11 protein-coding genes and 2 pseudogenes are annotated in these 15,119 nt (G+C 73.3%); 7 read left to right on the top strand and 6 right to left on the bottom strand.

Annotated features, from left to right (window positions below):
- The 5 genes and pseudogenes from N798_RS14040 to N798_RS14020 form a co-directional block, all read left to right on the top strand.
- A pseudogene (locus tag N798_RS14040) lies at nt 1-248 on the top strand (hypothetical protein); the annotation flags it as partial.
- A 47-nt stretch (nt 249-295) separates the two neighbouring features.
- Nucleotides 296-1,465 carry an energy-coupling factor transporter transmembrane component T gene (locus N798_RS14035; protein WP_052117372.1) on the top strand — a complete coding sequence of 390 codons (1,170 nt, stop codon included), beginning with the start codon at nt 296-298 and terminating at the stop codon, nt 1,463-1,465.
- Nucleotides 1,462-3,081, top strand: a complete 1,620-nt coding sequence (locus N798_RS14030; protein WP_035949513.1) for an ABC transporter ATP-binding protein — start codon at nt 1,462-1,464, stop codon at nt 3,079-3,081. The genes N798_RS14035 and N798_RS14030 overlap by 4 nt, the downstream gene beginning before the upstream one ends.
- A complete protein-coding gene (locus tag N798_RS14025) occupies nt 3,078-3,947 on the top strand; it encodes an ECF transporter S component (RefSeq protein ID WP_052117371.1) in 870 nt (289 codons plus the stop codon). Before N798_RS14030 ends, N798_RS14025 begins: the two co-directional genes overlap by 4 nt.
- Nucleotides 3,948-4,184: 237 nt before the next feature.
- A complete protein-coding gene (locus tag N798_RS14020; RefSeq protein ID WP_035949511.1) occupies nt 4,185-4,724 on the top strand; it encodes an NUDIX hydrolase family protein in 540 nt (179 codons plus the stop codon).
- A gap of 152 nt (nt 4,725-4,876) precedes the next feature.
- On the opposite strand, the gene N798_RS14015 is transcribed toward N798_RS14020, so the two are convergent.
- Nucleotides 4,877-5,644, bottom strand: a complete 768-nt coding sequence (locus tag N798_RS14015) for a lysophospholipid acyltransferase family protein (protein WP_035949509.1) — start codon at nt 5,642-5,644, stop codon at nt 4,877-4,879.
- A 72-nt stretch (nt 5,645-5,716) separates the two neighbouring features.
- Here N798_RS14015 and N798_RS14010 point away from each other — a divergent pair, with 72 nt between their 5' ends.
- Entirely contained in the window at nt 5,717-6,463 is a 747-nt protein-coding gene (locus N798_RS14010) for a hypothetical protein (RefSeq protein WP_035949507.1), read from the top strand.
- On the opposite strand, the gene N798_RS14005 is transcribed toward N798_RS14010, so the two are convergent.
- The 4 genes from N798_RS14005 to N798_RS13990 all read right to left on the bottom strand — a co-directional run bounded on the left by N798_RS14005 (nt 6,432) and on the right by N798_RS13990 (nt 12,862).
- Nucleotides 6,432-6,944 carry a hypothetical protein gene (locus tag N798_RS14005; RefSeq protein ID WP_035949505.1) on the bottom strand — a complete coding sequence of 171 codons (513 nt, stop codon included), beginning with the start codon at nt 6,942-6,944 and terminating at the stop codon, nt 6,432-6,434. The two genes, N798_RS14010 and N798_RS14005, sit on opposite strands and share 32 nt — an antisense overlap.
- A complete protein-coding gene (locus N798_RS14000; protein ID WP_035949502.1) occupies nt 6,941-7,705 on the bottom strand; it encodes a hypothetical protein in 765 nt (254 codons plus the stop codon). The genes N798_RS14005 and N798_RS14000 overlap by 4 nt, the downstream gene beginning before the upstream one ends.
- Nucleotides 7,702-8,781, bottom strand: coding sequence for a hypothetical protein (locus N798_RS13995; RefSeq protein ID WP_035949500.1), 1,080 nt, complete (start codon nt 8,779-8,781; stop codon nt 7,702-7,704). Before N798_RS13995 ends, N798_RS14000 begins: the two co-directional genes overlap by 4 nt.
- A 112-nt stretch (nt 8,782-8,893) precedes the next feature.
- The gene (locus N798_RS13990; protein WP_035949499.1) at nt 8,894-12,862 is read right to left on the bottom strand and encodes a type VII secretion protein EccC; all 3,969 of its coding nucleotides are present in this window, start codon (nt 12,860-12,862) and stop codon (nt 8,894-8,896) included.
- A gap of 111 nt (nt 12,863-12,973) precedes the next feature.
- Here N798_RS13990 and N798_RS13985 point away from each other — a divergent pair, with 111 nt between their 5' ends.
- On the top strand, nt 12,974-14,599 hold the full coding sequence (locus N798_RS13985) for a hypothetical protein (RefSeq protein ID WP_156971748.1): 1,626 nt from the start codon (nt 12,974-12,976) through the stop codon (nt 14,597-14,599).
- Nucleotides 14,600-14,633: 34 nt separating this feature from the next.
- On the opposite strand, the pseudogene N798_RS18450 reads toward N798_RS13985, so the two are convergent.
- Nucleotides 14,634-15,119 (bottom strand): annotated as a pseudogene (locus N798_RS18450) (hypothetical protein); the annotation flags it as partial.

Genomic DNA, 15,119 nt, shown 5'->3' with positions numbered 1-15,119 from the left:
GCGCGTCCGCGAGCGCCTCGGTGTCGGCGTCGGCCTCGGCGACCGCGAGCCCTTCGGCGTCGGAGTCGAGTGACGTCGTGGCCGCAGCACCCGAGGGCACCGACGGTGGCTCCGGCGGCTCGTCGGCCGGCGCCACGGACGGCTCCTCCCTCGGCCGCCTCCTCGGTGGGGGCGCGCTCCTCGCCGGCCTTGCCTCGGCCGTCGCCGTCGTAGGTCTGCGCCGCCGTCAGGCCGCGGCGTCGGTGTGACGCCGGACGCCGATGCCGCCCCCTCTCCCCGAGAGGGCGGCGTCGGCGTGACCGCACCACGGGCGGGAGGCTCCGGTGCGACCAGGCCGCTCGCCCCTGCGTTGCCGAGGTCGCTCCACCCGGTGGCCTGGTGGCTCTGGGCCATCGGGCTCGCCGTCGCCGTGAGCAACGTGACGAACCCCTTCCTCCTGCTCACTGCGTTGTGCGTCGCCGCACTCGTCGTGCTGTCGCGGCGCGGGTCCTCGCCGTGGGCCGGCTCGTTCCGGCTCTACCTGTGGCTCGGCGGCTTCATCGTCCTCGTGCGGGCGGTGCTCCACGTGCTCGTCGGGCTCAAGTTCGGCGGCGCCGTCGTCCTCCCCCTGCCCGAGGTCTCGCTGCCCTCGTGGGCGGCAGGGATCAACCTCCTCGGCGACGTGCGGCTCGGCGGGCTCGTCGGCGCCGTGACCGAGGGTCTGCGCCTCGCCGTGATGATCGCGTGCATCGGCGCCGCGAACTCGCTCGCCAACCCCAAGCGCCTGCTGCGCACGCTGCCGGGGGCGCTGAGCGAGATCGGCTCGGCCGTCGTCGTGACGATCAGCGTCGCCCCCCAGCTCGCCGAGAGCGTGCAGCGGGTCATGCGGGCGCGCGCGCTGCGCGGCGACACCTCGCGCGGCATCCGGGCCGTGCCCCGGGTGGCCCTCCCCGTCCTCGAGGACACCCTCGACCGCTCGCTCATGCTCGCCTCTGCGATGGACTCGCGCGGCTACGGCCGCCGCCGTGAGGTGGGTGGCGCTCGCCGCGCCCTGACCGCGGCATGCACGCTCGGCGGCCTGCTCGCGAGCGCCGTCGGGATCTACGGCGTCCTCGACGCGACGACCCCAGGGTGGATGGGCCTGCCCGCGCTCTCCCTCGGCATCGGCCTCTCGCTCGCGGGCATCTGGCTCGGTGGCGCGGCCAACGCGCGCTCGACCTACCGGCCCGACCCGTGGCGCGGCGCGGAGTGGCTCACGGTCGCCTGCGGCGCCGCCGCGGCCGTCGCCGTGCAGTTCGTGCGCCGCACCGACGCCGCCTCGCTCGGCATCCCGCTCGACCCGCTCGGCGTGCCCGCCCTGCCCTTGCTGGCCCTGGCCGGGCTGCTCGTGGCCGCACTGCCCGCCTTCCTCACTCCCCCGCCGCCGCCCCCGTCCCCGCGTGGCGCCGCCGCGTCCCGACCCCTCCCCGCCGAGGTGCACCCGTGATCGAGCTCGACCGCGTGTCGGTGTCCTTCGAGGGCGAGAGCGAGCCCGTGCTCCGCGACGTGTCGCTGCGCCTCGAGGAGGGCGAGCTGGCCCTCGTCGTCGGCCGCACCGGGTCCGGCAAGTCCACCCTCCTCGGAGCCATCACGGGGCACGTGCCCCACTTCACCGGCGGGACGCTCGCCGGGTCCGTGCGGGTGTTCGGCCGCGACACACGGGAGCACCGCCCCCGCGACCTCGCCGACCTCGTCGGCGTCGTCGGGCAGGACCCGCTCGCGGGCTTCGTCACCGACACGGTCGAGGAGGAGCTCGCCTACGGCATGGAGCAGCTCGGCCTCGGCGCGTCGACGATGCGCAAGCGGGTCGAGGAGACGCTCGACGTCCTCGGCATCGCGGACCTGCGCGGCGCGGCCCTGCGCGAGCTCTCCGGGGGCCAGCAGCAGCGCGTCGCCATCGGCTCGGTCCTCACGACCCACCCGAAGGTCCTCGTCCTCGACGAGCCGACCTCGGCCCTCGACCCCACCGGCGCCGAGGACGTCCTCGCGACGATCACGCGGCTCGTGCACGACCTCGCGGTGACCGTCGTCGTCGCCGAGCACCGCATCGAGCGCGTCCTCCAGTACGCCGACACCCTCGTCCACGTCGGCGCCCACGGCGTCGTCACGCAGGGCGACCCCGCCGAGGTCATGCGCACGGCGGACGTCGCGCCCCCCGTCGTCGAGCTCGGCCGCTGGGCGGGCTGGGAGCCGCTGCCCCTGTCGGTGCGTGACGCCCGGCGCCGCGCCGCGCCGTGGCGCTCCCTGCCGGCGAGCCCGCGCGAGGTCGTCGCCGCGCCCGGACCCGTCCTGCTCGACGCCCGACGTGTCACCGTCACCCACGACGCCGTCGTCGCCGTCGCCGAGGTCGACGTCACCCTCCGCGCCGGCGAGGTCACCGCCCTCATGGGCCGCAACGGGGCCGGCAAGTCCTCCCTGCTCTGGGCGGTGCAGGGTTCCGGTCCCATGCGCTCGGGAACGGTGAGGCGCAGGCACGGCAGCTCCTCCGACGAGACCGACGTGCGCGCGCTCGACGCCGCCGAGCGCCGTCGTCACGTCGGCCTCGTGCCCCAGTCGGCCGCCGACCTGCTCTACCTCGACACGGTCGGCGCCGAGTGCACCCAGGCCGACTCCGAGAGCGGGCGCGAGCCCGGCACGTGCCGCAGCCTGCTCGACGACCTGGCACCCGGCATACCGGACGACCGTCATCCGCGGGACCTCTCCGAGGGTCAGCGGCTCGCGGTCGTGCTCGCGGTGCAGCTCACCGCCGACCCGCCCGTCCTCCTCCTCGACGAGCCCACCCGCGGCCTCGACTACGCGGGCAAGGGGGCGCTGCGCGCCGCCCTCCGACGGCTCGTCGCGCGCGGCCGCAGCGTCGTCGTCTCGACGCACGACGTCGAGTTCGTCGCCGAGTCCGCCGACCGTGTCGTCGTCATGGCCGCAGGCGAGGTCGTCGCCGACGGGCCGACGGCCGATGTCGTCGTCGCCAGCCCCGCCTTCGCGCCGCAGGTCGCCAAGATCACCTCACCGCAGCCGTGGCTCACCGTCGACGACGTCCGGTATGCCGTCCGGGAGCCGTCGTGACCACCCTCGCCCCCTCGGGCTCGTCCGGCGGACCCGGTGCCCCCGGTGCGGCGGGCGACCGCACCCGGGCGATCCGACTGCGACCGCGCTCGGTCGCGGCCATCGTCATCGTCAGCCTCGCGGGCGTCGTCGCCTTCGGGTGGCCGCTGCTCGTGGACCCCGGCACGGCCTTCGCGCACTCGACCGACGCCCCGCTCGTCTTCTCGCTGCTCATGCCCCTCCTCCTCGCCGTCGTCATGGCGGAGGTCTCCGAGGGCGGGCTCGACGTCAAGGCCATCGCCATGCTCGGCGTGCTGTCCGCCGTCGGCGCCGCGCTGCGCCCGCTGGGCGCCGGGACCGCCGGGCTGGAGACGGTCTTCTTCCTCCTCGTCCTCGGCGGGCGCGTCTTCGGCGCGGGCTTCGGGTTCGTCCTCGGGGCGACGACCCTCTTCGCCTCGGCGCTCATCACCGGAGGGGTCGGTCCGTGGCTGCCCTTCCAGATGCTTGGCGCCGCGTGGGTCGGGCTCGGCGGCGGGCTCCTCCCGCAGGTGCGGGGTCGCGCCGAGATCGTGCTGCTCGCGGCCTACGGTGCGGTGTCCGGGCTGCTCTACGGCCTGGCGCTCAACCTCATGTTCTGGCCGTTCGCGGCGGGCCTCGACACCGAGCTGTCCTTCGTCGCCGGGGCGCCGGTGCTCGAGAACCTGCACCGCTTCGGCATCTTCTCGCTCGCCACCTCGCTCGGCTGGGACCTCGGACGCGCGCTGACCAACGTCGTGCTCATCTCGCTCACCGGCGGCGTCGTGCTGCGCACGCTGCGCCGGGCGGCACGCAAGGCCGCCTTCGAGGCCCCCGTCGAGTTCTCCGAAGCACAACGTCCGGCAGGGTGACGATCTGACCCCCAGAGTTGCGGACGCAAGCGTCGGTGGGCGGACGGCATACCCCTTGCGTCCGGCACGGTGACGGCCTGACCCCCAGAGTTGCGGACGCAAGCGTGGGTGTGCGGCCGGCATACCCCTTGCGTCCGGCAACGTGACGGCCTGGCCCCCAGAGTTGCGGACGCAAGGGGGCAGGCCGGGCGTGGGCCGCGCGACCGTGCGTCGGCCGGAGTTGGCACAATCGCGGCCATGGGTCCTCTCGAGCTCGACAACACCCCCTCATGGCTGAGCCGGGAGGAGCTCGACAGCGCGCGTGAGCGGCTGCCCATCCTCTATGTCGACGCGGTGCCTGTCCGGGTCGACGAGCGCGGCGCCGTCACTGCCGTCGGCCTGCTCCTGCGGGCATCCGCCGACGGCGAGATCCTGCGCGAGGTCGTCTCGGGCCGAGTGCTCTACCACGAGCGGGTGCGCGACGCCCTGCTCCGGCACCTCGAGAAGGACCTCGGCCCGATGGCGCTGCCTCGCGTGCCCGCCTCCCCCGTGCCCTTCACCGTGGCCGAGTACTTCCCCACCCCCGGCGTCACGCCGTTCCACGACCCGCGCCAGCACGCGGTCTCCCTCGCCTTCGTCGTCCCGGTCTCCGGCGACTGCGCCCCGCAGCAGGACGCGCTCGACCTCGCTTGGCTCACGCCCGAGGAGGCCCTCGACCCGAGTGTGCTCGCCGAGATGGACCGCGGCCACGGAGTCCTCCTCCGCCAAGCCCTCAGCCACCTCGGCCACCCGGTCTGAGATTCCCGGGAGCGCGCACGGACCCGGTGCGCCGCTGGCTGGGTCTGGCGGGAGCGCGGAGCGCGCTTAGCGCGCGGAGTGCGGATGGACTGCGGCGCACCGGGTTCGTGCTCGCGACCAAAAGGTGAGAGCGAAACGACGCGAACCGAGATTCAACGCGACGTGCGCCGCTTGTTGAACTTGTCGACCGTGCGGGTCATGTCCGCGTTGTCCAGAGCGGCGGCGTCGTCGGGTGTCGGAGCCTTCCCGCCGAGCCGGGCCGGCTGGTAGACGAGGTCGTCGCCGGTGAGGGGCGGGTAGGCCGCCTGCTGGGCGTGGAGCTGGGCCTCCATGACGGCCTGGAGCCGGACGGTGGCCTCGTTGCGGTTGTCGTCGGGCGCGACGTGGAAGGGCTCACCGACGACGATGGAGATCGGGATGTTGTGACGGCCGAGGTGCTTGGGGAGGTCCTTGCTCCACACCCGCTGCGAGCCCCAGATCGTCGTCGGCAGGATCGGGACGCCCGCCTCCTGCGCCATCCGGACGGCGCCGGGCTTGAACTCCTTGAGCTCGAACGAGCGCGACATCGTCGCCTCGGGGAAGACGCCGACGATCTCGCCGTCGCGCACGGCCTCGACCGCCCGCATGAAGGAGGCGCGCCCGTCGCGGCGGTCGACCGGGATGTGGCGCATGCCGCGCATGAGCGGACCGGCGACGGGGTGGGCGAAGATCGACTTCTTCGCCATGAAGCGCACGAGGCGACCGGAACGACGAGCCGCGAGGCCGGCATACGTGAAGTCGAAGTAGCCCGTGTGGTTGATCGCCATGACGGCGCCTCCAGAGCGGGGCACGTTGTCCTCGCCCTCGATCCGGAACCGGATGCCCTGGGCCGCGAAGACGCCGCGGGCGGTGGTGATGACCGAGCTGTACACGGGTTCCATGGGTCGCAGCCTACGGCTCCGTAGGTTCGGCCCCGAGAGCGTGTCCGGGTGATGTTGGTTATCGTCGTGCCGGTGAGCCAGCCGACCCACGGGCCAGACGTCGCCACGGCCGAGAGGCCCCCCGACGAGGGCATGCGCCGTTCGCGTCGGGTCGTCCTCGTGGCCCTCACCGTGCTCGCCTTGCTCGCAACCCTGTGGACCTCGCTGCGGCCGAACCTCGACGACGGCTGGCTCGCGATCGGCCTGCCGAACCCGGTGGCCGCACTCGTCTGGTTCGTGCTCTTCGTCGGCCTGCTGCTCCAGATGAGCTCGCGGGTGCCGGCCTTCGCGATCGGCATCGCGTTCCTCTTCTTCTGGCCCACGCCCGTCTATGCCTCGATGGCCACGATGGCGCTGCACGGCCAGTTCGTCATGGAGCGGACCCGGGCGACCGTGACGGCCGCGGATGCACCGCGCGAGGGCGGCCCGGCCGCGGTGACGTTCACCTTCGAGGACGGCACCTCCGAGCGGGGCGTCTCTCTGCTCAGCGAGCGGTTCGGCTCCCGAACCGAGTACGTCGCGCCGGACGTCGGAACCCGCCTCGACGTGCTGCGCGACCCGACGGGCTGGCTGCCGCCGCGCACCGCCGGGAGCCGCGAGGGACTGCCCGAGGGAGTGGGTGGCACGCTCCTGATCGCCCTGCCGGGGCTGCTCGGCGTGGCGGTGCTCGCTGCCGCGTCGGTGTCCGCGCTGACCCGGCGGGAGAGCTTCATCATGGTCGCAGGCCGCCCGGCCACGCCCGACGAGGTCAGTCCAGGGGCGGCAGCGGCAGGTCCCTGATCTCGGCGAGCATGCGCATGATCTCGGCCTGCTCGGCGCGCACGGCGGCGAACGTCGACATGTTGAGCTCGAGGTCGCGCTCGGCCTCGGGCTCGACCTGGAGCTCGAGCAACCTGCCCGCCTTCTCCTCCGCGACACCGCGGACGAACTCCGCGTCGCTGCTCGTGTCGTCACCCGAGAACACCCTGTCGAGCGAGGTCTCGTCGAGGTCGACGCGACGCTGGAGCCGCTGCCACTCCGGCCCCAGCTCGCCGGCGCGGGCCTTGTCGCTCATCTCCTCGTAGTCGCCGCGGTGGTCGGTGCTCGGGTCGGAGACAAACTGCTCGACGAGCTCGTCGCGCTCGGCGTCGATCTCGTGCCGCAGCTCGAGCAGCTCGGCGAGGATCGCCTCGACCTCGCGGCTCGCCTCATCGAAGCCGGCGCCACCCGCGACTCCCGCGCCACCCGCGCCGCCCGCGCCACCCGCGCCGCCGGCGCTCATGCGGGCACCGCGCCCGGGTCGACGCCGAAGTTGTTGGCCTGCGCGTCGTCGATGTCGCGGCCGGTGCCGTAGTTCTGGAGCGCGATGAGCGTGTTGGACAGCACGGTGAGGACGCGCAGGACGTTGACGACGGCGTAGCAGCCCTTGACGAAGCTGTTGATCGCCATGAGGACCCGGCGGATCGCGTTGTAGCCGCGCTGGATGAGGTTCCAGTACTTCCGGATGCTCGTGGCGATCTTCGCGCCCCCGACGAGCCAGCCGGGGCCGGGGATCGACGCGCACGCCGCGAGGAAGGTGATCTCGTCGACGATGAAGCCGATGATCGTCGCGATCGTGCTCGCCACCGACTTCGTGATGTCGATGAGCGCCCCGACGAGGCGGCCGATCTGGTCGCAGCCGGTGCCGTACTTCGTGTAGTTGTCCTCGAGCTTGCCCATCCGCTCACGGAACGCGATGGCCGAGGGACCGGTCCACTCCGTCGTCGACGTCTTGAGTGCGCCGAAGTTCTTGCCCACGCCGTTGCACGCGATCTCCGTGCGTCCCCAGGCGTCCTTGGCCTTGCTCAGCTGGTTCCAGTCGCCGGCGATCGGCTTGACGAGCTCCTCGATGGGGCTCACCCCGAACGCCTTGCGGATGAACCACAGGATCGGTCGCAGCACGAGCCCCGAGCTCGCCTCGAGGTCCTCGACGAAGTTGCCCTCGTCGCTCGCCGGCGGCACGAGGGCGCTCGACGCGTCCACCTGCTCCGCGATGGTGCTCACCACTGTCCTCCGTTCCGGTTGGCCCAGCGAGCCGAGTCGTCGTTGGACGGCCCGTCGATGGAGTCGTTGACGTCGCCGCGCAGGTCGGCGGCTTCCTGGCCGTGCTGCCACGTGTTGACGAGGCCCTCGCCCGTGCTGATGAGTGCGCCGGGCAGGCCCACGGCCCGCTGCGCCGCACCGAAGGTCTGGTTGGCGTCCCACGTCGTGCCGCGGCTGTCGGTGGGCGCCGGGTTGCGGTACTGGCTCTCGCGCTCCCGGCGCATGTCGTCCGCCGTGAACGAGCTGTTGCCGGTCGTGTCGGCGCCGTTGCGCCGGTCGGCCTCGGCCCAGTCGACGCGCTCCCAGAAGTCCTCGCGCGCCTGCTTTCGGTCGCGGGTCCAGCCGTCCTCGCGGGCCCGCCGGGCGTCCTCCTCGGTCCACGAGTCGTTGCCGCCGGTGTTGCGCGCGTTGTGGTCGGCCGCGGCGCGGGTGTCCCAGCGGTTCGTCACGCTGTCGTAGAGGCGCTTGTTCATGGCGTACTCACGCCACTTGGCCGGGTTGAGGCTGTCGGGGTACTCGGGTGGCTTCGGCGCCTCGAGGCCGGGGCCGAACGGGCCCAGGCTCCGCACCTTGTCGGCGTAGCTCAGGACGTTCGTCGTCTCGGACAGGCCCTGCTTGGTGTACTTCCACCAGCTGTTGTCCCCCGACGGCGCGTTCGCGACCGAGGCGCCGGGGCGCGGCGCCGGCCCGTCACCCGGGGCCCGGTAGGGCGGCGGGGTCTCGCCCGCGTCGCGCATCTTCGCGGCCATGCGGTCGTATGCCGCCCGGTCCTGTCGGAGGTACTCCGCCTTGGTGCCGTTCATCGTCGTCGTGCAGTTCTCGGAGATCGCCTTGCCCTGACCGGTCCCGGTGTCGGCGATCGTGTAGGCCCGGTCGTAGTGGCCCTGCAGCGGCGCGACCGCGAGACCGGTGAAGCCGTTGCCGGCGTTGCAGTTGGTCTGGACGTAGCTCTGCACCTTGCCCAGGTGCCCGGTCTGGAGCCGGAACACCCCGTTCACCGTGTCGAGCTGGCTGATCTCCACCCTGAAGTCGTTCACGGTTCCCCCTCACCACGTCGTCGTTTCCTCCAACGTAGTGAGCAGGCGACCGCAGGGCGATGGGGAGGACTCCCCGGTGAGGGCCGCTGGAGGGGCCGTCGTCAGGGGGTGCTCAGCTGTGCTTGGCGGGATGCCAGGCGAGCTGCACGACTTGGTTGCCGTGGTCGCGCGTGACGAGTCGGCCACGGCCGGCCGGCTGCAGCGAGCCCCGGACGTTGCCGGCGAGGGCGCCCTCGTCCGGCGGGGTGCTCAGCTGGATGCCCGGGCTGGCGAGGTCGCGCAGCGCCTGCAGCACCGGCTCGTAGCTGGCCCTCGACGCACCACCGGAGCGGCGGGTCACGACGAGGTGGAGACCGACGTCCGTGGCCTGGGCGAGGAGCGGGACGAGCGGGCGCAGCGGCGAGCCCGACGACGTGACGACGAGGTCGTAGTCGTCGACGAGGATGAACGCCTCCGAGCCCGACCACCACGAGCGCGAGCGCAGCTGCTCGGGAGTGACGTCCGGCCCGGGCAGGCGGGTCCGCAGGAAGGCGGTGAGGCCCTCCATCTCGGCGGTGACCTGCTCCTCGGTCGTCATGTACTCGGCGAGGTGGTCCGGCGGCAGCTCGCCGAGCAGGGCCCGGCGGTAGTCGACGACGAAGAGCTTGGCCTGGTCCGGCGTGTAGAGGCGTGCGATCTCGCTGGCGTAGCCGCGCAGCATGGCCGACTTGCCCGAGTCCGAGTCGCCGAAGAGGTAGAGGTGCGACTCCTCCGAGACGTCGACGCCGACGGGCTCGAGGTTGTTCTCGTCGATGCCGAGGAGGACACGGCGGTCGCCCGGACCGGCCTGCTCGCGGATCGCCTCGAGGGTGATCTGCTCGGGCAGCAGCCGCAGCTTGGGGCCGCGGGGACCCTGCCACGCCGCCGACACCCTCGCCACCATGTCGTCGACGCCCTCGCCGAGGTCGTCGACGCGGCCGGAGTCGTCGATGCGCGGGATGCCCGACAGGAAGTGGTGCTTCGTCGTGGTGATGCCGCGCCCCGGGCGGCCCTTGGGCACGTTGGCCGCGACCCGGCGGTCGATCTCGGAGTCGCCGGGGTCACCGAGCCCGAGCTCCACGCGGGTGCCGAGGACGTCGCGGATCTGCATGCGGAAGTCCATCCAGCGCGACGTCGTGATGACGACGTGGATGCCGAACGTGAGACCGCGACCGGCGATGGCGCTGATCGACTGCTCGAGCTCGTCGAACTCGGCGCGGATCGTCGGCCACCCGTCGACGACGAGGAAGACGTCGCCGTAGCCGTCGTCGGCACGACCCTCCGCGCGACGACGCCGGTAGGTCTCGATCGAGTCGATGCCCTGCGAACGGAAGTAGGCCTCGCGCTTGTCGATGATGCCGCTGATCTCGGCGACCGTGCGGCGCACGACGTCGGGCTCGTTGCGGTTGGCCACACCGGCGACGTGCGGGAGCGCGGCGAACGGCGTGAACGTGCCACCGCCGAAGTCCAGGATGTAGAACTGCGTCTCGAGCGGCGTGGTCGTCAGCGCGATCGAGCTGACGAGCGTGCGGGCGAAGGTGCTGCGACCGGTGCGCGGGCCGCCGACGACGGCGACGTGACCCGCGGCCCCACCGAGGCTGAGCACGAAGATCTCGCGCCGCTGCTCCAGCGGCCGGTCGACGATGCCCATCGGGAAGACATAGCTACCGCGCTCGCGCCACCGCCGGCTGACGAGGCCGAGCTGCGGGTCCGGGGCGAGGTCGCCGAGGAGCTGGTCGAGCGAGTTCGGGACGTCGAGCGGCGGCAGCCACACCTGGTGGGCGGGGCGTCCCTTGCCCTTCATCCGCGAGACGGCGATGTCGAAGACCGCGCGGGTCTCCTCCGGCTCGTTGGCCGGCGTCGGCGCCTCCTCGACGCGCTGCACCGCCGACACCGCCCGGGTCGACGTGAAGGGCAGCACCTGCATGGCGGTGCCACCCGTCCCCGCGGCGGAGCGCCGACGACGGCCCTTCGGCGGGCCCGAGACGTAGGCCGCCTTGAACTTGAGCAGGGTCGTCTGGTCGGGCTTGAGGTAGCCCAGACCCGGGACCGGCGGCAGCTCGTAGGCGTCCGGGACGCCGATGACGGTGCGGGACTCCCCTGCCGAGAAGGTGCGCAGACCAATCCGGTAGGACAGGTGCGACTCGAGGCCGCGCAGGCGCCCCTCCTCGAGGCGCTGCGACGAGAGCAGCAGGTGCATCGAGAGCGAGCGGCCGAGGCGGCCGATGGCGACGAAGAGGTCGGCGAACTCGGGCTTTGCCGACAGCAGCTCGGAGAACTCGTCGGCGACGATGAGCAGGGCGGGCAGCGGCTCGAGGTCGGCGCCCGCGGCCCGCGCCTTCTCGTAGTCGGTGACGTTGGCGAAGTTGCCCGCCGACCGCAGCAGCTCCTGGCGTCGGGTCATCTCGCCCTGCAGCGCGTCCTGCATGCGCTCGACGAGGGTGAGCTCCTGCCCGAGGTTGGTGATGACCGCCGACACGTGCGGCATGTCGGCCATGCCGGCGAAGGTCGCACCACCCTTGAAGTCGACGAGGACGAAGTTGAGCTGCTCGGACGAGTGCGTCATCGCGAGGGCGAGGACGAGCGTGCGGAGGAGCTCGGACTTGCCGGAGCCGGTGGCACCGATGACGAGCCCGTGCGGGCCCATGCCCTGCTGGGCGGACTCCTTGATGTCGAGGGCGACAACCTGGCCGCTGCCGCCGACGCCGATCGGCACCCGGAGACGGTCGCGCTGCAGCCGGGGGCGCCACGCGGTCGCTGGGTCGAAGTCGCGGACGTCGCCGAGACCGAGGAGGTCGACGAGCTCGGTGCTGCTCGTCAGCGCGTCACGGACCTCGACCTCACCGCTGACGAACATGGGGGCGAGGCGGCGGGCCGTGGCCTCGGCCTCGGTGACGCTCATCTGGTCGGCGAGGCCCTTGGCGCCTCCACGGCTGAGGCTGAGGATCTCGAAGGGGACCTGGCCGGCCGGCATACCGGGTCGTGCAGCGTCGACCGCGAGCCGCAGGGTTGAGGTCGAGTCGAGCTCCCCCCACTGCTCCGGCAGGTCGAGCACGGTGACACCGAGGACACCGTCGTCGGTGACGAGCGGGTTGTGCCGCGGCAGGCGGGCACCGTCGACGACGACGAGGACGTGCGGCGCCGAGGGCTGGGCGCTCGGCCCGAACCTCGGCCGGTCGGTGATGTCGTCGGGGAGCAGCTCGATGAGCTCGTCGACGGACTCGGCGACGAGCCGCACCGGCCCCACGGCGTCGCGCTCGCGCGGGCTGAGGGCGTGCGGGAGCCACTTGAGCCAGTCCCACTCCTCGCGCGCGTCGGGTCCGACGAGGGCGGCGACGACGAGGGTCTCGGGCGAGTGCATGACGGCGGCGTTGACGACGAGGGCGCGGGCCAGCGCGCGGGCGGGCGCGGCCTCGCCGGTCACCTGGACGCGGGCCCACGCGGGGAGGGACACCGACGCGGGCAGGCCGTGCTGGACGCGGTGGGTCGTGAGGAGTCGGTGCAGCCCGGACGCCGCGACCGGGTCGAGCTGGGCCAGTGGCGGGGTCTCGGCGGGCTCGAGGGTGAGGCAGAGCGGCTGCGACGTCGTGCCCATGCGGACGTGCAGGAAGTCGTCGTCCTTGGGCAGCCGCTCCCACACGCGGCTCTTCTCCTCGGCGAGCAGCGGGAGCGACGCCGGGGCGGGGTAGTTCCACAGACCCGCCTCGCGCTGCTTCGACGCCGCGTCACGCACCGTGCCACGCACCTCGGCGAGGTAGGCGAGGTACTCGCGCCGGTTGGAGATGACCTCGGTCGTGTGCTGCTGGCGCTGGCGCACGCCGCTCGCGAAGACGAAGCCGAGCGAGGCCACGAGGAACATGCCGGCGCCGATGATGCCGCGAGGGCCGGGCTGCGAGAGGGCGACGAAGCCCATCGAGCCGACGCTGCCGAGCATGGGCACGGCCTGCATGAGGAGGTTGCTCAGCCCCTCGGCCGGGGTGATCTCGGGCGGCGGCTGCAGGACGATGCGTCCCGACGGGACGGGCGGCGCCTCCTGGCGCGTGCCTCCGACTGTCGCGGTCACGGATTCCCTCCCCGAATGTGCTGGTGCGGGGGCCAACCTATCCGGTGGACCGTGCCCGCGCGGAGGTGGCGCACCACCGCCGTCCGAAGCCGCCTATTCTTCGTGGTGACCGTGACGCAGGAGACGGAGGGGGACGGTATGCCGGGTACGGACACGTCCGCGGGGCTCCAGGTCAGCCTCAACGCCGGAGGACGGCGCTACGACCTCGTCGTGCCCCACGGCGCCCGCGTCACCGACGTCCTCTCCGTCCTCGGCATCGCCTCCCGCGCCAACCCGCACGCCATCGCGACCCCGAGCGGCCGGGTCCTCGGACCGCATGACTCCTTCGACGAGAGCGTGCCCACCGGGTCGATCCTCAGCGTCGTCCCGGTGACGACCCACGCCGTGACCCGCGACATCCTCAACCTCGACCGCGGGCGCAGCGCCGGCGGTGCCCGGTCGAGTGCACCCGGGGGCTCCGGTGGGCGCCACCGGCCCGAGCCCGAGGCCCCACCCACCTCTGACGTCGACGAGGCCACCCGCCGTCGCGGTGAGGCCCTGCTCTCCCCCGCCGTCGACGTCACCGGACCGCGGTCGGCCCTGACGACGGTCCGCGAGGTGCGCCGACGTCCGGTGACCGCCCCGGCACCCTCGGCGTCGTCCCAGCTCATCTGGCTCGCGGCGGCGCTCGGCGCCGTCATCAGCCTCGTCGCCGCCTGGAGTCTCGCGCTGGCTGCCCGAGGTGACGAGGGACTGCTCGTCTGGGGGGCGTCGACCTCGTGGATGCCCGCCGCCGCCGCTGCCCTGCTCGCCGTCGGCGCGGTGGGTCTGGCCGCCCTGGGCAACGACCGGGCTCACCGGTTCACGGCCGCTGCGACCGCGCCGGCGCTCGGCCTCGCCGCCGGGCTCTCCCTGCCCCTGCCGGACTCTCCCGGGCGGGAGTCGGTCGCCGTCGTCGTCGGCTGCGCCGTCGCCGTGCTCGCCCTGGCCGTGACTCGTTCGCGCGTGGCCGCCGAGTCACCGGGCGACCGCACGGTCATGGCCGCGATCGGTGGGATGGGCCTGCTCGTCGGTCTCGGAACACTGCTCGACTGGCCCGGCCCCGCGATCACGGCCGTCGTCACGGGCCTGGGCCCGCTCCTCATGCGGCTGCTGCCGACGACGAGCCTCACCGTGGACGCCAACCAGCTCGTCGACACCGAGCGCCTCTCCACGACGATCTGGTCCGTGCGCGAGCGCGGCCTCGGCCGGCGCCGGCGCGTCACCCGCGGGGACATGCGCGAGCGCTTCGACGCGGCGCGCGAGATCGTCGCGATCGGCACGGCATACCTCTCGCTCACCACCGCGGTGGGTGGCTGGCTTCTGGTGACGTCGCCGACCGGTGACGTCGTGACCCGCTGGGGGTCGGTCGCCGTGCTCGTCACCGCGGCACTGGCGTGCGGCTACCAGTCCCGGTCGGTGCGCGACCGGCTCCCCCGCTACAGCATGCTCGCCGCCTGCGGGTCCCTGTTGCTGTCGGCCGCGCTCGCCCTGCTGGCCACCGGCTGGTCCGGGGCGACCGTGCTGCTCTTCCTCGTCGCGACGGCCATCGCGTGGGTGAGCGTGATCAGCGCGACCGCGATCGTCCGTGGCTACCGCTCCACCCGGATGTCGCGCTTCGCCGACGCCATCGAGACCGCGACGGTCGCCCTCTCGCTGCCGCTCGGGATCGTCGCCGCCGGTGGCGTGGAAGCGATCCGGCGGATGACCTCGGGCTGAGGCCATCCGCCGGAGCGCGTCGTCGGGTCGAGGGCTACTCCCAGACCTGGGGGCTGGACTCCTCGGTCCCCTCGAACCAGGTCTCCTCGTCCTCGTGGGTGAGGTTGTCGGTCTCGTGGGCGCCCCTGCGCTCACCGCGCGAGCCACGCGAACCGGCAGTTCCAGACGTCCCTGCCACGCCGCCGCCACGTCCCGCGCCGCTGCCACCACGTGCCGCCGGGCCGTTGCGGCCGGCGGCTCCACTGCGTGCCCCGCCCTTGGCGGCCTGACCCGACCCGGGGACCACGCCGTTGGACCGTCCGTCGAGCTTGGGGACGCCGTAACGGCCGGAGCCGCTCGCGCCCTTGACGGCGGACCCGCGGGCCGACGTCGCCGCCCGACCCTGCCCACCGCCGGGGATGACCTGGGCACCACGTCCACCGACACCACCCGACCGGACGGCCGAGGAGCCAGTGCCCCCACGCCCGCCGGCGCCGGTCGCCCGGCCCTGTGCCCCGGCTGCGGGGACCACGCCCGCGCC

The sequence above is a fragment of the Knoellia flava TL1 genome, assembly GCF_000768675.1.
In the GTDB taxonomy this organism is placed as follows: Bacteria; Actinomycetota; Actinomycetes; order Actinomycetales; family Dermatophilaceae; genus Knoellia; species Knoellia flava.
This window is presented reverse-complemented; position numbering and strand designations above follow the sequence as displayed.

Excerpts from the sequence above, each read along its gene's own strand:
- N798_RS14020 (WP_035949511.1), top strand. The coding sequence starts at position 4,185 with ATGGGTCCTCTCGAGCTCGACAACACCCCCTCATGGCTGAGCCGGGAG.
- N798_RS14015 (WP_035949509.1), bottom strand. The coding sequence starts at position 5,644 with ATGGAACCCGTGTACAGCTCGGTCATCACCACCGCCCGCGGCGTCTTC.
- N798_RS14005 (WP_035949505.1), bottom strand. The coding sequence starts at position 6,944 with ATGAGCGCCGGCGGCGCGGGTGGCGCGGGCGGCGCGGGTGGCGCGGGA.